At 40.1% G+C, this 24,736-nt stretch carries 18 protein-coding genes; 10 read left to right on the top strand and 8 right to left on the bottom strand.

Annotated features, from left to right (window positions below):
- Positions 1–229: 229 nt before the first annotated feature.
- Positions 230–1,744 carry a C-3',4' desaturase CrtD gene (gene crtD, locus H6G69_RS25645; RefSeq protein WP_190691942.1) on the bottom strand — a complete coding sequence of 505 codons (1,515 nt, stop codon included), beginning with the start codon at positions 1,742–1,744 and terminating at the stop codon, positions 230–232.
- Positions 1,745–1,821: 77 nt separating this feature from the next.
- On the opposite strand from crtD, the gene H6G69_RS25640 reads away from it, so the two are divergent.
- Positions 1,822–2,028 carry a hypothetical protein gene (locus H6G69_RS25640; protein WP_190691941.1) on the top strand — a complete coding sequence of 69 codons (207 nt, stop codon included), beginning with the start codon at positions 1,822–1,824 and terminating at the stop codon, positions 2,026–2,028.
- Between the two features lie 225 nt (positions 2,029–2,253).
- Here H6G69_RS25640 and H6G69_RS25635 read toward each other — a convergent pair whose 3' ends face one another.
- The 7 genes from H6G69_RS25635 to H6G69_RS25605 all read right to left on the bottom strand — a co-directional run bounded on the left by H6G69_RS25635 (position 2,254) and on the right by H6G69_RS25605 (position 14,170).
- The gene (locus H6G69_RS25635; RefSeq protein ID WP_190691940.1) at positions 2,254–4,416 is read right to left on the bottom strand and encodes a di-heme oxidoredictase family protein; all 2,163 of its coding nucleotides are present in this window, start codon (positions 4,414–4,416) and stop codon (positions 2,254–2,256) included.
- Between the two features lie 273 nt (positions 4,417–4,689).
- A complete protein-coding gene (locus H6G69_RS25630; RefSeq protein WP_190691939.1) occupies positions 4,690–4,839 on the bottom strand; it encodes a hypothetical protein in 150 nt (49 codons plus the stop codon).
- A gap of 105 nt (positions 4,840–4,944) precedes the next feature.
- A complete protein-coding gene (locus H6G69_RS25625) occupies positions 4,945–8,508 on the bottom strand; it encodes a trifunctional glycosyltransferase/class I SAM-dependent methyltransferase/polysaccharide deacetylase (RefSeq protein WP_199336277.1) in 3,564 nt (1,187 codons plus the stop codon).
- A gap of 50 nt (positions 8,509–8,558) precedes the next feature.
- A complete protein-coding gene (locus tag H6G69_RS25620) occupies positions 8,559–9,836 on the bottom strand; it encodes a glycosyltransferase family 2 protein (RefSeq protein WP_190691938.1) in 1,278 nt (425 codons plus the stop codon).
- On the bottom strand, positions 9,833–11,155 hold the full coding sequence (locus tag H6G69_RS25615) for a glycosyltransferase family 2 protein (protein ID WP_190691937.1): 1,323 nt from the start codon (positions 11,153–11,155) through the stop codon (positions 9,833–9,835). Before H6G69_RS25615 ends, H6G69_RS25620 begins: the two co-directional genes overlap by 4 nt.
- Before the next feature lie 9 nt (positions 11,156–11,164).
- Positions 11,165–12,961, bottom strand: a complete 1,797-nt coding sequence (locus tag H6G69_RS25610) for an ABC transporter ATP-binding protein (protein WP_242072183.1) — start codon at positions 12,959–12,961, stop codon at positions 11,165–11,167.
- Between the two features lie 9 nt (positions 12,962–12,970).
- Positions 12,971–14,170, bottom strand: coding sequence for a glycosyltransferase family A protein (locus H6G69_RS25605; protein ID WP_190691936.1), 1,200 nt, complete (start codon positions 14,168–14,170; stop codon positions 12,971–12,973).
- Positions 14,171–14,805: 635 nt separating this feature from the next.
- On the opposite strand from H6G69_RS25605, the gene H6G69_RS25600 reads away from it, so the two are divergent.
- From H6G69_RS25600 to H6G69_RS25560, 9 genes are all read left to right on the top strand, one after another.
- On the top strand, positions 14,806–16,113 hold the full coding sequence (locus H6G69_RS25600; protein ID WP_190691935.1) for a pitrilysin family protein: 1,308 nt from the start codon (positions 14,806–14,808) through the stop codon (positions 16,111–16,113).
- A 122-nt stretch (positions 16,114–16,235) separates the two neighbouring features.
- Positions 16,236–17,102, top strand: a complete 867-nt coding sequence (locus H6G69_RS25595; RefSeq protein ID WP_190691934.1) for a fructosamine kinase family protein — start codon at positions 16,236–16,238, stop codon at positions 17,100–17,102.
- 430 nt (positions 17,103–17,532) lie between these two features.
- A complete protein-coding gene (locus H6G69_RS25590) occupies positions 17,533–20,199 on the top strand; it encodes an EAL domain-containing protein (protein ID WP_190691933.1) in 2,667 nt (888 codons plus the stop codon).
- 181 nt (positions 20,200–20,380) lie between these two features.
- Positions 20,381–21,235, top strand: a complete 855-nt coding sequence (locus H6G69_RS25585; RefSeq protein WP_190691932.1) for an ATP-binding cassette domain-containing protein — start codon at positions 20,381–20,383, stop codon at positions 21,233–21,235.
- Entirely contained in the window at positions 21,192–22,049 is an 858-nt protein-coding gene (locus H6G69_RS25580; RefSeq protein ID WP_190691931.1) for an ABC transporter permease, read from the top strand. Before H6G69_RS25585 ends, H6G69_RS25580 begins: the two co-directional genes overlap by 44 nt.
- Positions 22,050–22,070: 21 nt before the next feature.
- On the top strand, positions 22,071–22,550 hold the full coding sequence (locus H6G69_RS25575; RefSeq protein ID WP_190691930.1) for a MarR family winged helix-turn-helix transcriptional regulator: 480 nt from the start codon (positions 22,071–22,073) through the stop codon (positions 22,548–22,550).
- Between the two features lie 129 nt (positions 22,551–22,679).
- Entirely contained in the window at positions 22,680–23,177 is a 498-nt protein-coding gene (locus H6G69_RS25570) for a hypothetical protein (RefSeq protein ID WP_190691929.1), read from the top strand.
- A gap of 21 nt (positions 23,178–23,198) precedes the next feature.
- Complete coding sequence (locus tag H6G69_RS25565) at positions 23,199–24,068, top strand: polyphosphate kinase 2 family protein (RefSeq protein ID WP_190691928.1); 870 nt, start codon at positions 23,199–23,201, stop codon at positions 24,066–24,068.
- 283 nt (positions 24,069–24,351) lie between these two features.
- On the top strand, positions 24,352–24,573 hold the full coding sequence (locus H6G69_RS25560) for a DUF4327 family protein (protein ID WP_190691927.1): 222 nt from the start codon (positions 24,352–24,354) through the stop codon (positions 24,571–24,573).
- The last annotated feature ends 163 nt before the right edge of the window (positions 24,574–24,736 follow it).

Genomic DNA, 24,736 nt, shown 5'->3' with positions numbered 1-24,736 from the left:
GTTGGTAGCAAAACACTTTAGATCCCCCTAAATCCATGCCACTTGCTACAACGGAGGGAACCTCCCTGCGGGTGACGCTCCTGATAAACCGAGGAGACTTAAACAACGAAGGTTGGCAGAGGTTAAAACCGTTACAGCTAATTATACAGCTATGATTACGATCGCCTCCATTTTGTTGTGGTTATAGTTTGAAAACACGCCCTAGAGGCTAGTATTTTGACTCAGCACTTTAAAATTCTGCTTCGATTTGTCTTGCTACTGTCAATGCGGAGTAACTCACACCAGCTGTGCCTTCACCGGGATGGGTGGAGTCGCCCACTAACCATAGGGAATTGATGGGTGTGCGGTTGGCAAAACCAAAGGGGCCAAAGGTGGGGATTCTTTGACCTATGCCCCCAACTATACCGCGATCGCGCCCGGTGTAATGGGCAAAGGTGCGGGGTGTGGCAGCTTCTTGATAGATGATGGTTTCGGGTTTGAGGTAAAAATATTGGTTGAGACGAGCGATCGCATCTTGGGTATATTTTTGTTTCAATGCTTGATAATCTGGAGTCTGCCACCATTGTTGATAATCGACAAAAGATGAGGCAATAAGAGTTGCTTTACCTTCTGGGGCGCGGCCGTCTCCGGGATGACTGACGGAAACAAACAAAGAATTATTCTCGCCAATGGGGCCGTTAGCATCATACATAAATTGCAGGTGGGGCGGACAATCTAAAGGAATCGCACTGGCATCTACACCCAAATACACAACAAATGCCCCTGATGGTGGCGGGAGTTTTTCGACTCGCTGTTTGTAACCTAATGGCACTTTGTCGCCCAATAGTTGCACTAAATTTTGAACTGTCACGTTAGCTACTACATGGTCTGCTGCTTCCGTCCAGACTTCGCCTGTTTTCTGGTTTCTGATGACAACTGCCGTAGCTTTACCATTTTCGACTTTGATGTGTTCGACGGTGTGACGCATTAACAAGCGTCCGCCATCTCTTTCTAAGGCAGAGACTAAGCGATCGCTCAACACCTGCATACTACCTTGCAGATGATATAATCCCTGGGGCAATTGCGAAACGCTCAATGCCGTTGCCGCATAGAGTAATGCCGTCTCTTCCGCACTCACCTGAGAATACAACTTCAGTTGCAAATCTAAAAATGTTCGCAAACGCTGGTCATTACCCAGTCCGCATAACCTTAAGGCATCACCCACAGTCAACAAAGTAAATGGCGCAGTAATAAATGTACTGGGACGCACCGCCTGAAATAATTGCCACAAGTCCCACAAGTTACGCGGCGGTAAAACTGGGTCGCGTCCTTGAAATTCCCAACTAGCGTCAAATAAAGTCGCCAATAACTGCCAGAAAGGTTCGCTTCCGGGAAACTGCCGTTGTCGTTCCTCCCGCCACTTATCTGGGTCGCGCCAGACGTTAATAGGTGTAGTTTCCCCAGGTAAATAAACTGCACAAGCCGGGTCACAAGGGGTGGCTGCTGGTAAATCAATTTCTAATTCAGCAAAGATGCGGTGGTGAATTCCCCCAGGTTCTAAACCTGCAACTTGGGTTGCACCGACATCAAATGTGAAACCTTGACGTTTAAATGTAGAAGCACAGCCTCCCGGTACGATGGCTTGGTCAAGGACTAAAACGCTGTAACCACGATGGGCTAATAAGGACGCAGTCGTCAGTCCGCCAATACCTGCACCAATCACAACGACACGAGATTTACTTTTGTCAATAGCAGCACTGGACATTGATATCTTCTTTATATTTCTTAATATTTCTATTCATAATTTTAAATTACCTGAGAAATATTAACTGGACTGGAACCATGAACTTGTCTCTCGATCAAATATTCAAGCATAAGAAAATTACATGGGATATTCAAAAGATTGTGGATATCATCTATCCAAATACAGAAATGTTGTTATGCTTAACAGGACATGATATATGGTGGTCTGCGGTTGAAGTGCGACAGCTAGCCAGGAAAAAAGTGCGATCGCTTGCGGTTGTATCAGAAGGTAGAGCAAGCGTATGATTAAGCTGGTTAGACTTTGAGAAAATTGCGCCAGTAGCATTTGTACTGGTATACTTTCAAAATTTGGCAAAATATATCTATAAATTTATAAGTCCTGATTTTTTGTCGTTATTAGGACTCATGTATGAAAAAGAAAAATTAAGGGTGTGGGGAAGGGTGCAAGGGTGAATGTATCCAAAACCCCTTACACCCGGTCTTAAGAGATTAGTATCAGCTTAACGAAAATTAAAAATTGCAAGGGTCATCATCAAGTGCTAGCAAGAAATTAATCAAATCGGTTTGCTGTTGAGAACTAAACCCACTCTGATAATCTACATAGAACTCATGACCTGTGCCATCAAGGTTACTGCGCTGTGGACTTAAAGCAGGGTTCTTTTTATTGGCACTCACAACTTGCTCACGAAGTCTGCGGTCTAATAAAGCACGTAAGCTACTAGCAGAATCAGCAGGTAAGCCTTGGCTGAGAGTGCCAGTTAGTCCTAAACCTTTAGGGTCAATAACTTGAAATCTACCATCTCCAAAAACCTTTAAACTACCTTGCCTTACTGCTACACCACCATCGTGTAAATAGGGTGGGCTAAAATAAAGACCGCGTAAGGTTGTTGTTTTATAACCGCCCTTGGGTAATATCCCCGTGGGTAAAGTGGTAGGAGTAGCAGAAATACCCTCAGTTGGCACATCTAGAACTGTCGCATTGGCAGAAACGGGTACAGTCGTATCATAGCTATATAACTTAGGTTCCACTAATAACTTATTAAGTCCTAAGCGAGATTTAGCACGGGCAGAATTAGTGCCAATTTCCTCAACGGGATGGATTTTGTTATCGGTAAAGAAGGGGGGAATGTGACAAGTTGCACAGTTAGCTTGTTGAAAAACTTTTGCCCCTCTTCGTACTGAACCATTTTTTAAGGCTTTCCAGTTTTCTTGTGAACGGTTGGCAGGCGGTACTAAGCTATTTTGGAAAGCAGACATAGCATTAGCAGCAAAAAAGAACTTCCCACTGGCGATGTCACCGGCTTTGTTGGTGTTAGGACTGAAAAATAAACCGTTGAATGTAGCCAAGCTAGGATTCAGATTAGGATAGTTCCCTGCATCAGGAGCAGAAATTTGGTCTTCTAATTCTGCGAAGGGAATGCCCAATTGTTGCTGTTGTTGTCGCAACCACTCAGAAGGTTTGATAGGCTCTCCATCTGGTAAGCGAAATCTTGGGTCAGCAGCATTTTGAAGAAATGTACCGATATAAACTTCGGAGTCAATTCCTAGCGTTTTTTCACTAAGTTGGGCAGCAGCTAACAAATTGATTTCTGAAGAGTGAACTGCACTGTTGAAAACACTAAGTCCGTTAAAAGAACCAACAGCAAAGCCACCATCAGCTGTGTAGGGATGATTCCCAAGAGTAAACCCACTAGGAATTTGAGTAGTGTCATCAATGCCATCAGGTGAACTTTCAAAATGACCGAATGGTACATCTAAAACAGCATCATCAAAAGCATCTTCTAACTTTTGAGGATCGGGGAGTTCGACCAAATTACCCTCACTGTCAATGATTGTCTTACCATTGCCTTGGTACTGTGGGTTGAGCGGGTTAAGATTTAAAGGATTATTAGGATCTAATTGTGTATTTAACCGCGCAAACGCAGCAGATGAATTGGGCGCTAATGCAATAAACAAAGGAATAGCAAGTTCACCATTCGGAACTCCTGCTAAACGTTTACCTTCATTGGAAACGCTGGCATGACAAACAGCGCAGCTAATTCCAATCGTTTGAGTTTTTTCATCAGGTAATAGTCCCAAAGGAAATTTACTGCCTTTTTCAACTTTTAAACCTGTATTAATTACATCTCCAATATGGAAAGTGCGGCTACCTAGGGTGAGATTTTTCTGAAGGGTAATTTGTAAATTAGTTGTTGGTTGACCATTTAACTGGACAACTGCCGTTTGAATTTCTGGCAAGATAGTAGAGAGACCTTGGGCTAAACCGAAAACTGCTTGCAGTCCAAAGTTGTCACCAATTTTGCGATTGAAATATATATCTTCTCCTTGTTTGATTAATTCATCAGTTATTTCAACCGCTCCAATTTTTTGATAAGAGACAGGATCACGAGGGTTGAGGCGTTTTTGTTTAACTAAATAGGCAGCCTGTCTAGGACTCAGCAATTTACCAAAATAGTCATAATAGCCTATGGGTTGGGTGGGCGCAGATTGTAAAATTTGATAGTTATATCTAGAAAACGTAGCAAAAGCTGGGTTATTTGTGATCAAATAGTTGGATAACAAAATACCCGTAAAAGACATGAGAAACACATAAATTAACCAGGAAATCCGATTTTTTTTAGCAAATAATTTCCTAAATAAACTATTTTTATGAGTAGTATTTTGGTTTTCCATGTAAGGATACCAGAAAAAGCTTTTGCATACTTATTACCAGAATGAGCAGTAAATATACGTAAAAAACATAAATATTTAATTTATATAGATGAAGTATTTAGTTTTTTTACTGGAAAAAATTGAAAGTATTGAGCCAAAAGTTAGATTCTGGCTAGATAATATATTCTTATTGCTATTGTTTGGATGATTGCTAGGAAAATTGTTGCGGAAATATTACTTAACAGCAGAAGGAAAAATTTAAAATGTATTAAATAATAATCAAGTTAGTAAGCATCAACACATATCTTGCACCAAGCGACTGAAGTCGCAGCTACACAGACAAAACCCGCCTGCGCGGGTTCCAAATCCTTGATATTGCGTTAGTCCGCGTAGGCGGACTTCGTTTGTATAGCCGCGAATTCCATTCGCTGGGGCTAGGTGCAAGATGTGAATCAACGTAAAAAATCCACCAAGCCTCAGGCGGTTCCCAATGATTTGGGAAGCCTACATCGTACCTCAAGGTCGATGTAGGTAGTTCACTTCTTAAACTCACACCTGCAGACTTGAAACATTCAATTTGGCAATAAACTCAGGTAAATGATCAGTACCAACAATTTCAATGCGGGGTAGTGCCAACAGAGAATCTTGGAAACGGCTGAAACCAGATTTGCAAGATAACCCAAATGTATAACCACAAGCACCGATTAAATGTTGTACTGCACTATCTGTATCGCCGTAGGGATAAGCAAAAGCAGTTGGTGTCTGACCTAAGCCTTGGTGTAAAATAGAGCGCGATCGCACTGCTTCTTGCACAACTTCAGTCATCGAAAGAGAAGTCAAATAGCGATGAGTTACTGAATGCGCACCAAATTCCACACCCTCATCTTGTAATTGCCGAATTTCTGACCAGTTCAATAAAGGTAATTCCTCACCGTAATAACTATCCCAGTGATTCGTTCCCCCAATGGCCCCAGCAATCAAAAAGACCGTAGCCGAAAAGCCATATTGTTTCAATAACGGCCAAGCATAATCAGCAAAATCTTGATAGCCATCATCAAAAGTGATAATCACAGCGCGGCCAGGAATCGGAGTTCTTGTCGCCTTCGCCCTGCGCCATTCTTCTAAGGTGATGCTGTGGAAACCAACATCACGCAGATAACGCAGTTGTTCGGCAAAAGCTTGTGGCGTGACTCCATAAGGTGAAGTAGCCGTACACCCTTGGGGATGCACGCGGTGATACATCAAAATTGGTAATTGGTCGGTGACTACTTGCCAGTTCGTGTAAATTTGGGGCGTACCACCATGCCAAAGAATATCAGCCGCAGCTAGAGGTGGCGGTGGTGTCGGTTGAGACATTTCAATGATTTCTGGTAGTTGATGAGTGTTACCTGCTTGGAAAAGTTGCACCCGATAGAGGGGGGTGTGTATTTCTTTGATAAGTTGCAGAGGATGAGTTTTTGCAAAGGTCTCGCCAATAACTTTTGCCCCAAAGGGATGACCCCAGTTGTAACCAGTTTTATCTGGCTCATCGACAACTAAATTGGCGTGGGCAGTAATAAAATAGCCACTAGGGTTAAGAGCATCGGCAACCTTACGTGCAAAAGCTTGTAGTTCTGGCAAGCCACCGACATAATATAAAACTTCGCTACAGATAATTAAATCAAAGCTGCCAGCAATTTCATCTTTAGTTAAGTCAAACAGTTGAAAACTGACGTTGTTGAAATCAGCACAGCGTTGCGCCGCCCTATCCAAAGCTACTTGGGAGATATCAACCGCAAGTAAATTCTCTACCAGTGGGGCGAGTTGTACGGTGAAATGTCCTTCTGCACAAGCCACTTCTAAGACTTGGTTAAAGCGTTTGGCTGGTAGTATTTCGAGAGTTTGTGCGTATTTCTTTTGTTCGTAAGGATTAGTGTATTGCCAAGGGTCAGCTTGGGTGGCGAATAAAGTCTCGAAATACTCCCGCAGGTTAACGGTTGTTGATTTACCTTGAGATTCAATTTGGGAAGAGTTGCTAATTATTTTGGCTGGAGAAGGAATAACTTCCGGTGCATAAACTAGGCGTTCTGGTGATTCATTGTGTGATTGTTTAACTGTTGGTTCACCGAGAATTTTGGCAGCTGCTATCAAGTCATTGACTGCGTTTTTCGGGAAGATTGCCCGTCGAGAAACACTAGTACCGATCGCACCAGAATAACGTGAGAAAATCACATCACTAGAATGGGGAGTGGGGAGTTGGGAATGGGGAGTCAGGCGTTCAAACAAACTTCCTGATGTTAAGCTTTTTCCTAGTAAGGCTTCGCGCACAACGGCGATGGCTAACTCAAACCCGCTTTCTTTAATAATGGCAGCACGTAATTGCTGAGAACTAACTTTTCCGCCTGTGACTTCTACAGATATACTGCCTAAGGGTACACCGCCGACAGTAGGTATAACTATTAATTCTTCAGTATTAACTGACAAATTGGGTAAATCATCCCCGACTTCAACTGTCAATGTGTTTTGATTTACCTGCTGTTTTGGTGCTATTAAAGTGCCGACGGCGGATTTCCAACTACCTTGAGAAATACTCGCCTTCAGTTGACGCAAGATAGTTTTTGTCCCTAGATGTGAACTGTAGAAATGACTATCCAACCAGTGGGGAAGCTGCCACAGTTCTTGTAAAAATACTGTCCAACCGATGCGATCGTGTAGTACTTTTTTTAGTGATTGCTCATCGCTGGGTAGATTATCTGCCAAACACAGAGAACCCCGCCAGATAGAAGAGCCTGCTGTACTGGGTTTAATCGTTAATTTTGGGTAAACTGTGCGGTGGCAGAAATGCCCTAAAATTTCCCAGGCAAATTTAGCTGCGATCGCATCTTGCAAAACATAGCTAGCTACAAACCCATCACAAATAGGTAATATCATACTCCCCAAACGCTTACCTTCTATACTGACAGTACAATGCAAGCGTTCTGTGTTGGCTGGTGCAGTCATATCTAAAATTGGTTCTGTTACTTCCACCGCGATTGCGAATGTAGAACCAACTGCTACAGGCCGAGGCGTTGTTGACTGGTCTAATATTAAGTTCTCCAGGCGACTGCAGACACGGCGCGTTAAAGCGTCAGTCATTGACTGCTTTTCTAATGCAGTTAAAAACTTATGAATATCTATTTCCCGACGTTGCCATAATTCATACCCAGCGGATGATGATGTGTAACAGTTGGGTAAGAATAAAGATGAAAACAGACATAAAGCGATCGCATCAGGACATAAACTAGGGTCAGGTTCCGGCACAGCCTTTAATAAAGACTGGGCATCCTCGCCACGATTGAGCATAAAACCTGCCATCCAGCAGAGAAAACTTAATTTCATCCCTGGTAAGTGCGAGGCTGGCATCCCATTAGCGTAAGCAGGCGATGGTTTAGCAACCCGTGAATCAGGTGAGTGTCCTGTCGTAATTACACGTAGACCATCGGTAAAAATTTGCTGTGAGTTGTTAGAAGCAGAATTCGGACGGATGCGATAACAAGCAGAAGCTTCCGGAATTTCGCCAAAAACTGCACCAGTGCGCGCAATTTTTTGCCAAAAATCCCAATCTTCGCAAGTAATTAAACTTGTATCAAAACCACCAACTTCAATAGCAATGGCTTTACGCACAATACAACAATGAATAGCAAGTACACAGTTACGTGCTAGAGCTGCAAATATCCCACTCGGTTGAAAAGAAAATTCTTCATCCAATACTACCTGTCCATCTGATGTCACCTTCATCCAACCACCATAAACAGCGTCCAGATGAGGATTATTTTGTACCGCTTGCGTCAACTTTTCTAGGTGTTGCGGCAAAATCCAATCATCAGCATCCAAAAACAATAGCCAGTCAAACTTAGCTGCATGGATACCTGCATTACGGGCTGCACATACACCTCTATTTGCTTGACTTAAAACCCGAATCCGCCCATCTTGTTGAGCAAATCGAGTGGCGATCGCTAGCGTATCATCAGTTGAACCATCATCAACAATAATTGCTTCCCATTCAGCAAAACTCTGAACTAGCAAAGACTCTATCGCTTCTTTGAGTGTGTCTCCCGCATTGTAAGCAGGAATAATTACAGATACTTTCATCATAAAAAGTTCTCTTAAAATAAATTTTTTGTGTTCTTTTCTTTGTGCCTTTGCTACAAGTCGGCAAAGCCGTCTAACGCACTACCTCGTCTCTGCGCCAAATAAAAAACAACTCCCGCCACACAACCAAAAATCTCGGCAAACAAAGTCTGATACCTACCGCCAAAACCTCTAATTAAAGCCCCCATAAATAACCGCAAATACCACCTCGGTAAAGTTAGTAATACTCGCCGTAAATTACCCCAATGACCATACTTTTCATATTGAATCAGCAAAGCAGCAACGTGTCCGCGCATATAAGAGTAGATTTGCTGTTTGAGATTACTCATATCCTGACGGTGGTAATGATATGCCACCGCTCTTGGCTCATACCGACACACAAAACCTTCGGCTAATAAACGATAACAAAATTCTGAATCTTCACTACATCCAGCCGCTTTTTTCCCCGCCCCTAATCGTTCATCAAAACCACCAATTAAATTAAAAATGCGACGGCGAACCGCCATATTCCCACTACCACCTATCAACCAAACTGGCACACCATGATGTTGATGCTTTTCAAAAAATTCTCTATCAAAATTTACTTGATAAAAACCCCGATTAAAACTCCAATGTTCTTCAAAAATCTGTTGTGACTTTGTTGTTAACTCTCCTGGTAAAACTAAACCAGTCACAGCCATAACTGCAGGGTCATCAAAGCTTTTTTGGAGTTGCATCAACCAATCAGGATGGGCAGTCATATCATCATCAATAAATGCCACAATATCGCCTGTGGCATTTAAAATACCAGTATTGCGGGCTTTGCTGGCACTGGCTTCTGGCTCTAAAATATAGCGGACATTTGGTATTTGACTGATTAATATTTGGGTAGTATTAGAACTAGGAGCATTATCTACAACTATAATTTCGTGAGGACGTTGAGATAATTGTTGTAAAGAATTTAGGCATTTAGCTAAATGTTGAGTTCTATTTCTCGTGGGAATCACAATAGAAATAGAACTTTTAACTAACAAGGGAATATTAATGCTAGATTTAGTTGATTTTTTGGCTACCGTTAATAAAGCAGGCTGATTTACAGTTTTTGGCTGCAATATATCTATGCCTTGTTTGTCAAGGTAGCTACTAACAGTGGGTGTAATTGTTTGCAGAGCAATATTTAGTAATTGAGTAGCAGGCATCGGTAACTGCTCAGTAGGAATATGACGATGACCAAGAGGAATATTCTGCCACCAAAACACTATATATACACCTTGATAATCAGGATAAGTCGGCAGTGATGATAATCCTGCATCTATAGATATATGGATAATTTTCCACGGTTGATAACTCATACAAATTTCCTCCTAATTTGCTCAATTCGTTTACAAGAACGGGGATATCCACCCAAAAGTCCAACAATTCCGCCGAAAAATTCTGCTAAAAAAATATCCGGTGATAAGGGATTTTTACCTAATAAACTTTCTAATAATTGACGCAGTTCATACTTGATCCACCACCAAACTAAACGTAATAATTTCTCTCGTTGTTGTGGGTCGCTAAGATAGCATTTGCTGACGTAAGATGTAAAACCTAAACCCCAACTACGGCTATATTGACGACGGAGTGAGAGATAGTCTCGACGATGTTCATGAAAGACTAGATATTTTGGTTCATATACGAGGGTGTAACCTGCACGAATAACGCGATAAAACATATCGTGGTCGCCACCACCAGGTAAGGAAGGGCCTGTATCTAAAGCTTCATCAAACCCACCTAAATCAAGCACTATTTGACGGCGAAAAGCCATGTTGCATCCCACGCCAAACACACCTGCACCACAGGGATAGAGAGTATTTCCGGGTAGACTTTGACCAAAGCGAATTTTTTCAAAACCTTTGCGAAAACCACCTCTTTGTTCGCATAGGATTTGTGCTTCTGTCTCTAGGGCGTAGGGTAGAACTTGCCCTGTAAAGGCTGCTGCATCAGGATTTTCTGACCAAGCTTCTATTAAACCGTTCAGCCATTGGCGGTCTACAACTACGTCATCATCAACAAAAGCCAGAACTTCTCCAGTGGCTTCGGATAAGGCGCGGTTACGGGCAAAATTCAATCCTGGTTTGGGTTCTTGAACGTAGCGCACGCTTGGTAATGCGGCAACGAGTTCTTGGGTGCGTTGATCTGTAGAGGCGTTATCGATGACGAGAATTTCAAAGCGACGAGTAGGACGTTGGTGATGTTGAATAAGGATGTGGGGTGTCTTTTGTATCGTGGAGGCAGACAAGATAGCTACGCTACTAGAATGACTATTGAATTCAGCCACGCCTTGAGGTTGTTGTAGCTTGATTAAAGACTGCAAACATCTAGCTAGATTATCAGGTCTATCTTTAGTACAAACTGCAACCGTCAAGCTGGGAAAGTCAGCCATATTAGCTGTTGGTTGAGTTAATTGGTCGCGGATGCTTTCTTGGAGTAGTTTATTCCCGACTTCTTTGGTTATCCATTCGCGTATTTCTGCAGCACTCAGAGTACTATTGGCTGGGAGTGCTTGCATTAAAAATGCGATCGCCAGGTCTTTGCGTCTTACAATTAAGGCGATACCTCTGTCATTTTCTGACAGTTGAATAGTCGGTAAGGGTTGTGTGACTTCAATGTCGATAATTGGGTAAGGCATGGAAGGAACTTAATGATTGGTTTGACGATGCTGTAATTTATATAGCTGGGCAAAAAGTCCATTAATTTTCAGTAGCTGTTGGAGATTACCTTGTTCCACAACTTTTCCTGAATTCAGGACAATGATTTGATTGGCTTGTTCGATAGTGGATAAGCGATGGGCGATGATAATAACTGTACGGTTATGGCTAAGAGTATTGAGAGCTTCTTGAATGAAGTTTTCGGAAATACTATCGAGGGCGTTGGTAGCTTCATCTAAAATTAAAATTTTCGGGTTCCGTACAATAGCACGGGCTAAAGCTATACGCTGTCTTTGTCCTCCAGACAGTCGCAACCCGCGATCGCCTACTTTGGTGTGATAACCTTGGGGTAATTCTTGAATAAAATCATGGGCATTAGCTAGTTTAGCGGCGTTAATAATTTCGTCTTTTTTCGCATCTAAGCGACCATAGGCAATATTTTCTAAAACAGTGGCACTAAACATATAAATATCTTGGCTAACAATTGCTATTTGATTGCGCCAGTCAGTTAAATTAATTTCTCGCAAAGGGTAACTATCTACATATATTTCTCCTGAATTTACTTCGTAAAAACGACAAATTAAAGCAATCATAGTAGACTTTCCCGCACCAGATGGCCCAACTATGGCTGTAGTTTGGCCACTGGGAATAAAAATTGTGACATCATCCAAAGCGGGAGCTTCTTCGGGATAGTATTGAAAGCTAACACTTTCAAAATAAATCCCTTTATTTATACTTTGATAAGGATTATTTCCCGAGTAAATATAAGGTTTATCTGCGGATTCTAAAAATGACATAACATCTTCAACCGCCGTTGTCAAAGATATTAATCCAGTCCGGGTGCTATTTAGCTGGATGACTAAAGGTTGTAAGCGGTTGAGGACAAAAATAAAAGTGAGAATTTCTGGTAAAGCTGCCTGATGAAATAATAAGGCGATCGCTAAAATACACAGCAATACCAATAAAGATAAAATTTCTGAAACAGGGCCAACTGTACCAGAGACAATATCTAATTTCAAAAAAGCTTTGACTACTTGATTTGATGCGGCAATAAATTTTTCATATTCATAATCTTCTCGAGCAAAAGCGCGAATTTCTTTCATGCCAGCTAAACCTTCCCACATCCGTTTAGCTAAGATAGAGTTTACTTCTACTGCTATCTTTCCTAGTTGCTTCACTTGCCTAGTCATTGTCTGATTTATTACAGAAATCAGCAACATTAAAATAGTCACTAGCAAAGTTAATTGCCAAGAAATTAATAGCAATATACCTATATAAACTGCAATATTACAAATTATCGTGACTAAGCCTAAAGTAGTCGCTAAAGCTTCGCTAGCTTGCCAAGTTTCATTGCATAATATATTAACTAAATCACCCGAATCACTACTTTCTATAAAACTGTAGCTCACACTCAATAATTGTTGAAAAACTCCTGTCCGTAAACGATGCCCTACTTGCCCGTTAAACCAGGAAGATAAAATACTGTTACCATAAGCTAAACTGCTTTTGATAACTAAGCTACTAAAAATACATAAGGCGATAATTAGCAGACGTTGATTAGGAGAATAATTATTAAATATTTGATAGAAATAATTGATAAATTGATTATCTTTGATTGCCAAAGATTCTGATTTAATGAAACTTTGCAGTAGCGGAATAAATAAACTTATTCCTAGTCCTTCTAGCAAAGAGGTCAGAAAACCTAAGATAATAATTGCTGCGATCGCACCAGGATAAATTTTTAATATTGGTAATAGTTTTTTAATTAACCTCGCTTCTTGCATCATTTGTGATTGTTATTTTATTAGGGGTTTGCAAATTACTAAATTATCTTTCTTTTTCAATGAAAGTTCAAATTTATTACAAACATCCAAGACTTTTAACCATCTTTTTAACTTAATTTTTTCAGCTATTTTTTTATTATCTATTGAATAATTGTGTGTTATTTTATTTTCTAATTTTACCGTTTTTGAACTAATATTTTGATTGTTTATTAACTGCATTTTTCTACGAAACTGCATCCAATCAACATAATTATTCCAAATTAAAGCGGTTAAAGGCTGTGTAAGAGCTTTCAATATAAATATCAATAGAGATTTATATATCCAAGACTGCAATAGCAGACAATAGTCTAGATTGATGGCTTGATAAAATAAAATTAATGTATGCCAATTATCAGCACATGCTCCACTTTTAAATGCCAAGTATAATTTAAATTCACTTTCAGATAAATCGAATATGTATTTAGGAATTTCTAAATGTCTCTTTTGGCATTCTCTTATTATTAAATAATAAGAGAATGCCATAGAATGATAGTTGCAAGACATACTACCTGTTAGCTGACGATAGCCAACTAAAAAATCTTTTACTACCCGAAATTTATAACATTCAGCTATCCGTAAATATAAATCCCAATCTTCACAGCCTTGAGCATTACGCGCTCTTAATTTGCAGTTATAATCACCTATTCTTTCAAAGCAAATGCGGCGAATCAGAGGTACACTAGCATTACCAAGAAAATTGCTATATATCAATGCTGGATAAACTTTGCCTTCAAGACTACGCCAGATTGCATAATATTCATAATCGCAGTCTGAGATAATTACATCATCTTCATCAATCCCAACAGACCAAGCATAAACTAATCCGACAGATTCATCAGCTGATACTAGACATTCAACTTGCTTTTCTAGCTTCTGAGGATACCAAATATCATCAGCATCAATTGGGGCAATATATTCACCACGAGATTTTTGGATTGCTAAATTTCGTGCAGCAGCTACCCCTGCATTTTCTTGCTGCAATAAAATGACTCGACTATCTTGTTGAGCAAACAATTCGACAATTTCCGATGTTCTATCTTCAGAGCCATCGTCAACAACTATCACTTCAGTATTTTTATACGTTTGCGATAAAATCGAGTTTAAAGTTCGGTCAATAAATCTTGCTGCATTATAAGCAGGCACAATTACTGATACTAAAGGAGCTTTTGTCATTAGCCAATTTTAATTTTGCAGATGTGTACACTGGATTAGGGGAATTAATCAGTTAATTGTCTGTTACTCAAAAAATTTCATGCAAAAGCTGACGAATACTGAGCCTCTTTGAGTCAAGTAAATCGCCGATAAAATACCCACTCCTTACATAAATAAGAAGTAAATATTTATACAGATTATATTAAGCTACTTAATAGCTTGACAATAAACAGTTAAAAGCAGTATGATACACGCAAAGTGGAATGTTGTTATAATTTGAGTAATAACTGAACAAACTCAATTTAGACAATTAGAACAATTGCCTTAGCCTTATCTAGGGATAATTAATTCCCAAAAAAATTTGCCTAAAACACCTAAGCTCTACACTAAAGGTAGATGGGTAAAGATGAACTTTACTTAAGTACATTATAAAAGACTATTACAAAAATAAAGCGTATTGTAAAGCAGAAACATTAAGAAAATATTATATATACTATAGATAAATCAGTACATTCACGGTAGCGCACCGAGAAATACATATCACTAATTAATTTATTTTGGTCAAAAAAATTACTAATAAGGGTATAAGCTAGAGCGATCGCTTGAGGTGGCAGATAAGATAAAGAAATAAGAATGCTTTTCACTCACCACTAGCCATGACCTCAACCCTATTAAAATCTCCTCGTCTCAATTCCCCAACACTACACAAGTTACCCAATGGTTTGACAATTATTGCCGAGCAAATGCCAGTTGATGTTGTCAACCTGAGTCTTTGGATTAGGGTTGGCTCGGCTGTAGAATCTGATGCCATCAATGGGATGGCTCATTTTTTAGAACATATGATTTTTAAAGGAACTGAGCGACTTGCCAGTGGTGAATTTGAACGTCGAATTGAAGAGCGTGGGGCTGTCACCAATGCAGCTACCAGCCAAGACTATACTCATTACTATATAACTACGGCTCCCCAAGATTTTGCTGAACTAGCTCCATTACAAATAGATGTTGTCTTTAATCCGAGTATTCCAGATGATGCCTTTGAACGCGAGCGCTCTGTAGTTTTAGAAGAAATTAGACGTTCTGAGGATAATCCCCAGCGCCGGACTTTTCGCCGTGCAATGGAAATGGCATTTGACTCGCTACCTTACCGCCGTCCAGTATTGGGGCCAGAATCAGTAATATCTGGGTTGCAACCCCAGCAGATGCGAGATTTTCATGCTAGTTTGTATCAACCTGAATCAATTACGGCTGTAGCTGTAGGTAATTTGCCCGTAGAAAAATTAATTGAAACAATAGCTGAAGGATTTGCCCACGTTCCGCAAACTCAGCACCCAACACGGGCTAAAAGCCCCGCTACCGCTAACAGCACTCAAAACCTACTGATAAATCCTGAATCGGCATTTACGGAAATTGTGCGGCGAGAGTTTGTCGATGAAAGTCTTCAGCAAGCACGTTTAGTTATGGTGTGGCGCGTTCCCGGATTAACGCAATTAAACCAAACTTATGAACTAGATGTATTAGCCGGAATTTTAGGACATGGCCGGACATCAAGATTAGTGAGAGATTTGCGTGAAGAAAGAGGATTAGTTTCGGCGATCGCAGTCAGTAATATGAGCAATCTATTACAAGGTACATTTTACATCTCTGCTAAATGTGCAGTTGAAAACATCACCGCAGTCGAAGAAGCAATTACCCAACACATCCGCCGCTTACAAACCGAGTTAGTCACAGAAAAAGAAATCGCTCGTGTCCGCAAACGTGTCGCCAACAGATTTATATTTGGTAACGAAACCCCAAGCGATCGGGCTGGTTTGTATGGTTTTTATCAATCTTTAGTCGGTGATTTAGAACCAGCCTTCAACTATCCACTACACATTCAACAACAAGAAGCTAACGATTTGCTCCTCGCCGCTAATCAATATCTCTGCCCAGAAGCCTATGGAATAGTCATCATGAAACCATTGTAAATTTTAGTCAATGGTCAATGCTCATTTGCTATTTGACCATTAACTATACTTTATGCCCCTTAACTTAATAGCTGGGGTAATTTCATACTTCACACTTCACACTTCACACTTCATACTTCAGAATGTTTTGGACTGAAATTGATGCCCATATTAGCCAGGTGACTGGCGAACAATTCCAAACTCAACAACGACGTTCTGTCAGTGGTGGATGTATTAATCAAGGTTACGCTATTTCTCATGGCGTAACTACATACTTCGTCAAGCTCAACCAAGCAGCGCAAGTGGCTATGTTTGAGGCGGAGATGTTAGGGTTAAAACAAATATTCGCCACCAATACTATTCGCGTACCTAAGCCGATTTGTTGGGGAAGTACAGGCGATTCTGCCTATATCGTGTTGGAATGGTTAGAAATGAATGGCGGTAATGCTAAATCTTGGGCAGAAATGGGACGCAAGTTAGCAGCAATGCATCAAGCTACCAGTCAAAATGGTTTCGGCTGGGAAATGAATAATACTATTGGTTCCACTCCTCAAATTAATACTTGGACAAAAGATTGGGTGGAATTTTATTGCCAATATCGCTTGGGCTATCAATTTCAATTAGCCAGAAGGCGGGGCGGTAATTTTCCTCAACAAAATGAATTATTAGCAGCGATTCCTAAAATTTTGGCAGAACACGAAGTGCAGCCTTCCTTAGTCCACGGTGATTTGTGGGGTGGGAATGCTGGTTTTACTGTGTTAGGAGAACCAGTAATTTTTGATCCAGCAACTTATTATGGCGATAGAGAAGTCGATATTGCCATGACAGAACTTTTTGGGGGTTTTCCGGCTGCTTTTTACCAAAGTTATAACGAAGTTTTTCCCTTAGATGCAGGCTATGAACGCCGCAAAATATTATATAACTTGTATCACATTTTGAATCATTTCAATTTATTTGGTGGTGGTTATGCTTCCCAAGCAAATCGGATGATTGAGCAAATTTTACGTTAGATTTTAACGGTGCGATCGCCTCAATCACAATAACTTTTAATGAGTACTTAAGTAATTTCACTAATATTTTTTTATAAAAACTTTATTGAAAATAAATTATCTTCTCAATAGTTTAATTTATCTATTATTTAACTAGAGAATCAATAAAATCAGCAATTGTACCATGTAAATTCGCCTAAGTTTGATTTTATTCTAGATAGTTGATACATATAATATATGTGTGATTCAAATCACTAAGTAAATAAAATGTTTATTAAATAAACAACATCTCAAAATGTTGTCTAGCAAGACAACGGGTCTTTAGGTTAATTTTTGAGAGATTGAGGGTATGTGAGTCATTATTGAGACAATAAAGTGTAAAAGGTAAAATTTATTTTGAGCAGTATTTTTTTAACCATAGATCCAAAAAATGAGATTTTGAGGAATAGCAATGCCAGGAAACGAGTGGGAAAAAATACGCCACCTGTTGGTTGTCCAAGACTTACAAGGGCAAAGGACTATCCCGCTTCAAGAAACCACTTATTCCATCGGTCGAGATTCGAGAAACGCAATTGTGCTTCGTTCTCGTTCAGTATCTAGACAACACGCGATTTTACTGCGGGTGACGCTGCCGGAAACTGACCAATACGGCTTTCGGATTATTGATGGCAACTTTAAGGGAAAACCCAGTACTAATGGGTTGTATGTCAATGGAACAAAATGTGTCTCTCATAATCTCCAACATGGAGATTTAATTGCCTTTGGCAATAGCCAAGTCCAAGCTAGATACTATGCTATTTCCCACATTTCCGAAAAAGCATTTTCGGAAACTGGTGAATTTGAAGATTTATCTGACTTTTTATTAGAACAAGGTAATCCTGCCAATCCTTTTCAAACTTTAATTGTCGATCCTAACTTTGAAGCCGCCAGTGAAACAGCCTTGGCACGTCTGGCATCATTCCCAGAACTGATTCCTAATCCCATTATCGAGATGGATTTAGAGGGAAATATCACATATCTAAATCCAGCCGCAGCCACTAAGTTTCCCAAAATTCGAGATATCGGCCAGATACACCCAGTTCTTGCAGGGTTGCTCAACGCAGTCCAAGATCGCAAGATAAATTCTTTTTGGCGAGAAATAAAAGTTGATAAAGAAGTTTTTGAACAATGCGTTCATTACTTAGCCGAGAGTGATTTAATTAGAACTTTTATAGTTAGAGATATTACGGAGCAAAAACAAGCAGAAGCTGAACTAACTCAAAGAGATCGCCTCTTGCAAGCTGTCGCAGAAGCAGCAAATTATTTGCTAGTGGAAATGAACTATGAAACTGGCATTGATAAAGCTTTATCAGTATTAAGCAAAGCCGCAAAAGCTGATCGGGCCTATCTATTTAAAAATCATCTCCACCCAGAAACAGGAGACATGGCTTTTAGCCTGCAATTTGAATGGACTCGCCTCAACTTTCCCTCTTCTCGACACCACTGGCAAAACCAGCTATATCAATCGGCGGAACTAACACGCTGGTACGCGACTCTGGCTTATGGACAGTCGATTAGCGGCAACATCAGCGAATTTCCCCCAGCTGAACAAGAATTATTAGCCAGGGACGGTATTCAATCTCTACTGTTAGTTCCCCTACGCTTAGAAGATGAATTTTGGGGTTTTCTGGGTCTAGCAGACTGTTCTGAGCCGCGTCAGTGGTCAAGACATGAAGAATCAACTCTGTTGACAATGGCAGCTAGTATTAGTGGTGCTTGGCAGCGTCAACAGGTAGAAGAAAAAATTCGCTTCCAAGCACTTCATGATATGCTGACTGGCTTGCCTAACCGATTTCTCTTTAATGAGTTACTGGCTAAAGCTTTACCGAACGCAATGCGTAATAACGAAAGTTTAGCTGTCATGTTCCTCGATTTAGACCGCTTTAAAGTAATTAATGATACCTTAGGGCATACCTTGGGCGATAAGTTATTACAAAGTGTCGCGCAACGGCTCCAAGAATCTCTGCGAGAAGGCGACACAGTGGCTCGTTGGGGAGGAGATGAATTTACTATCCTGTTACCACGAGTGAATTATCTTGATGAAGTTGACCAAGTAGCACAGAGAATGCTGCAAGCTTTAGAAAATATCTTCTGTCTTGATGGACATGAACTCTACGTCAGTGCAAGTTTGGGCGTTGCTTTATTCGACGAACACAGTCGTGATCCGGAAACTTTGATTCAACACGCAGATGCAGCTTTGTATTATGCCAAAGATGCAGGCAGGAATAATTATCAGTTTTATAAAACCAGCCTCAGTGCGAGAACTCCGGAACTACTAAATTTAGAGAAAAGCTTGCGCTCTGCATTAGAAAAGCAAGAATTAACTGTGTATTATCAGCCTCGTGTGAATATTCTGACTAAAGAAATTACGGGGATGGAAGCACTGGTGCGTTGGCAACATCCAGAAATGGGGTTAGTAGCTCCTAGTGTATTTATTCCCTTAGCGGAGGAAAGTGGCTTAATTATTCCCATTGGTGCGTGGGTTTTAAAGGAAGCCTGTAGACAGAATAAAGCTTGGCAAATGGCAGGTTTGCCACCTTTAACGGTGGCGGTTAATCTTTCACCCAAACAGTTTCGTCAATCTACGCTGGTAGAAGATGTGGCGCAAATTTTAGCAGAGACAGGATTAGAATCGCATTTTCTCGAACTGGAAATTACAGAATCAACTGCGATCGCTGATTTAGAATTTACCAGAACTGTTTTACAAAATTTGGAAAAAATGGGTGTTCACCTTTCTATTGATGATTTTGGCACAGGACATTCATCTTTATCGCGGCTCCAACTTTTACCTTTGCATAACCTCAAAATCGATAAGTCTTTTATTCAAGAGTTAACTACAGATGTGCGCGTCGCTCATATTGTTAAGGCAATAGTTACCTTAGGCCGTAGTTTGGGTTTAAGGCTCACCGCCGAAGGTGTAGAAAAGCAAGAAGAATTAGATTTCTTGCAATCTATCAAATGTGAAGATGTTCAAGGCTATCTGTTTTATAAACCTCTCTCGGTTGAAAAAGCTACTCAAGTTCTTCAATCTAAGTTGCAGCTGCGTGAATCATCGCTTGATGTCACAAAGCAGTCCTAGTCAGAATAACACTTATAAATTAAGTATTTTTAATTAAAAAATAAGTATAAAAAAATTAAAAATTCGCAGACAAAAGTAGAATCATAACTTTTGTCTGTTTTTTTATGACGCAGTATTGACAGTAATAAATAGTGAAACTAATAATTAGATTAACTAATTGTATGGAAGGTGCATCAAGCTTGTGACAAAAGTGACCGGAAAACCAGAACAGTCAAAAACACCTGCTGACACGCCAAAACAGATGATTTTAGAAGCCCAGGGGCTAACACGCCACTTTGGGAAAATGGCGGCTGTGCAAGACCTAAACCTATCGGTAGAACAGGGTGAAGTGTTTGGCTTGCTTGGGCCGAATGGCGCAGGTAAAAGTACAGTCATAAAAATGCTGACTACGCTTTTACCAGCTAGTGCAGGCAAGGCAACCTTAGCAGGTTATGACATCCATCATCAATCTACGGCTGTCAGAAGGGTAATTGGCTATGTCCCGCAAGCCTTGTCAGCAGATGGTAGCCTCACAGGTTACGAAAACCTGTTGATATTTGCCAAATTGTATGAAATTCCCACACGGCATCGAGAAAGATACATTAAAGAAGTTCTGGCATTTATGGGTTTAGAGGATGCAACTCACCGTTTAGTTAGAAACTATTCTGGTGGGATGATTCGCAAATTAGAAATTGCTCAATCAATTTTGCATCAACCGCAAATTCTCTTTTTAGATGAACCGACTGTCGGGCTAGATCCTCTAGCACGTACTCAGGTTTGGAAACTAGTGCAGAAACTTTGTACTGATTTCGGGACAACGATATTTTTAACAACGCACTTTTTAGAAGAAGCTGATAGTCTGTGCGATCGCGTGGTAATTATGCAGCGAGGTGAAGAAATTGCCACAGGTTCCCCAAATGACTTAAAAGCCTCTTTAACGAAGCCAAATGCAACTTTGGATGATGTCTTTATTCACTATACAGGCGATCAATTAGTATCAGGAGTAAACTACCGTGACACAGCAAGAACCAGGCGTACTGCTCAACGGTTGGGTTAGAGTAGCACCGACGCGGAAAAAAAATCTGATCTCTGCAATTCGGGAATTGGTAACGAAAACTTTAGCGATCGCTGAATTGGAAGTGCGAAAATTACGTCACGACCCCACCGATTTAGCGGTGAGAGCCGTGCAGCCAGCATTATGGCTATTAATTTTTGGGCAAGTCTTCTCCAAAATTCGCGCCATTCCCACAGGTGGAAACTTGCCTTATTTAGATTTTATGACTGCGGGAATTTTGGCTCAAAGCGTCCTTTTTGTTGCCATTTTCACCGGGGGAATGACCCTAATTTGGGAACGAGATTTAGGAATTGTACATAAATTCCTCGCTAGTCCTACCCCCCGCGTAGCTATGGTATTAGGTAAAGCCGTAGCTTGTGGCGTGCGGTGTTTATCCCAAGTATTTATTATTTACGGATTGGCACTTTTATTAGGTGTGAAATTGAACTTGCACCCTTGGGCAATCATCAAAGTTTTATTGATTGTTTTAATGGGTGCTGCTTGTTTTTGTATTTTTTCGTTAATTATTGGCTGTTTGGTCAAAACACGCGAAAGAATGACGGGAATTGGACAATTATTAACGATGCCATTGTTTTTTGCCAGCAATGCCATATATCCCATCTCGCTCATGCCGGCATGGCTCAAGTTTATTTCCCACATCAATCCCTTAACTTATGAGGTGGATGCTTTACGCGGTACAATGCTACTTAACGGCACTAGTCTCTATGGGTTTGGTTGGGATTGTGCAATTCTCCTACTAACATTAATAATATTAACCCTCATCTGTGGCAAACTTTATCCACGGGTGGCAATGTAGAATTAGGAGAATTACTAGCCCATGAAGCTCGATAAACCCTCACATGGTGCGACATCCGAAGAATGTGCTGCCAAAGTAATGGAGACGATTCCCCTAGTGATGCGGTTTATCAGGCGCGAAATGCGAGCGCATAATGCGGGTTTTTTGTCTATTCCGCAGTTGCGATCGCTAGCATTTATCAACCGAAATCCTGGTGCTTCATTATCTGATTTAGCAGATCATCTTGGTGTAACTTCCGCCACAGCATCAGCAACCATAGAAAGACTGGTACAACGTAACTTAGTCCAGCGCGAACACCATCCCCAAGAACGTCGGCGCATAGTTCTGAATCTCACCGATGAGGGAAAGTACCATCTTCAACAATCTCTCGACCATACTCGGACTCAAATTGGTGATTTACTCGCAGGTATGTCAGCCGAGCAATTTTCTTCTATTGAACAAGGGTTAGCTCTGTTAAAAAGTGTCTTTGATCAAACAGAAATGAATTCTTCAGGGAAATAAGACTCTAGATAATTGATACAATCCTTGATTTTTTATTTTCAGGCGTAACTTCTCCGGTTGTTAAACTTATTTGCACGGTTCTAACTGATTCGCTAGGCTATTGATATCCTGTTTATTCTCTAGCCAGCTATGGATTTTGAAGGCAAAACCACCGCCACAACCGCTACAGAAACTCCAGAATTTGCTGAGTCAAGCACAACGCGTAAACCGCTAGAGCTATTACGAGATACTGAGGCTTTGTTACGTCGTCCGGCTGTCGCAACATTAGTACCAATTTTGCCGCCTCAGCTGAGTAACAGAGTCCAAGAAGCCTCAATTGTAGCTGAGGAATCTTTACAAGAATTAGCAGAAATTGACCTAGACCAAATTAGTGACTGGGAATTACAACCTGCAAGGCTGCGGGTAGGTTTAAGTTTTGTGGGTTTTGGCGCGCTCATGATTCTGGTGCTGCTATTGTACTTGAATACACTGCATCCAGAACTCACCACAGTAGAGCAGATTCACCAATATTGGTATCAATATGTTTGGTTTGTTTGTCTGGGAGTAGCAGGAATGTTTGTTTTAGGTAGAGAAACAATGCGCCCAACTACCAAGCCAAAAAAAACCAAGAAAATGGTACATAGGTAAGTAATTAAACCGAATTCTTATATGAATCATGATGCTTTTATTGTTCCGCCAGGTGCAAAAATTTCTTTAAAAAAAGACTATGACTCTGCTTATACAGCTAATTATCATGACCGAAATGATGCCACACTCAAATTACGCTCAGACATCGAAAGATTAGCAAAATATCAAGATGTTCTTTATGCCCAAAACAGCTATGCCTTGCTTTTGATATTTCAAGCAATGGACGCTGCTGGTAAAGACAGCACAATTAAACACGTCATGTCGGGTATTAATCCCCAAGGTTGTCAAGTTTTTAGTTTTAAAGCTCCTAGCAGCGAAGAATTAGACCATGACTACCTTTGGCGTACAGCAAAATCTTTACCAGAAAGGGGGAGAATTGGCATATTTAATCGCTCTTACTATGAAGAAGTATTAGTAGTACGCGTACATCCAGAAATGCTGCAAAAACAGCAACTACCTCACTTACCAAAAGGAAATAAAATCTGGCAACAGCGTTTTACAGAAATAAATAATTTTGAAAAATATTTAGTAGATAACGGCATTATTATTTTAAAATTTTTTCTAAATGTTTCCAAATCAGAACAGAAAAAAAGATTTTTAGCCAGAATTAACTCCCCAGAAAAAAATTGGAAGTTTTCACTGAATGATGTCCAAGAAAGAGCATTCTGGGAAGATTATATGAATGCTTATGAAGATGTTTTTTATCACACTAGTACTACATCTGCTCCTTGGTATATCATTCCTGCTGACCACAAATGGTTTATGCGTATGGTAGTCGCTGATATTATCTGTTCTAAATTAGAAGCACTTAACCTCAAATATCCTACCGTCAACGAAGAATTTCAACAGCACCTCTTACAAGCGAAGTATGCCTTAGAGCAAGAAGATTAATTAAGCAATTAGGTAAACTTATTTAAATAAAATTAATTTTTATAAACCTGCTCTACCGCAAGGCTGATAACAAGTTAAGGCTAATATGTCATTCTGAGCAAAGCATAGATAACTAACAGACAGTGATCTAACTGTGTCTATTTTGCCAGACATTAGCAATTAGCTATTCTAGCCGCCTGGATTTCTTAACAATTTTCTCAAATATTTTTGATAACTTTAGGGTAGAAGCAAAGCGTTAATTGTTTTGCTTTTAATTCCTTGATTCCCAAAAAAGGAAACATATATGGATACCGCTGTTAAATACGACATTCAAATGATCAAGGAAGAAGCACGTCATTTAGTAGACAAAGGTCTTCTTAGTCGTCAAAGACCAATTTATGCTCTATGTCAATATATTCCTGTGCGTGACTGGGTATTTTTTGAACTTGAGCTAGAAAAAAATGAATACTTGCTCAGAGATAGAATTATTGATTTGTTGAGTAGCGAAAGCTGGGCAGAAGATTGACCAGTAACATACAACTAGATTTACATCGCAATGTAGTTAACAAATTTAAAATAAATGGTTCTTCCGGTAGTTTTATGGTCGTTATTAGAATTAACTTGATTTTAATAACTTATAATTTAGTCTTATCAATGTCTATAATATAGATTAGATAAGCATTTAGTAA

Source organism: Nostoc sp. FACHB-110 (genome assembly GCF_014697425.1).
Lineage (GTDB): Bacteria > Cyanobacteriota > Cyanobacteriia > Cyanobacteriales > Nostocaceae > Nostoc_B.
This window is presented reverse-complemented; position numbering and strand designations above follow the sequence as displayed.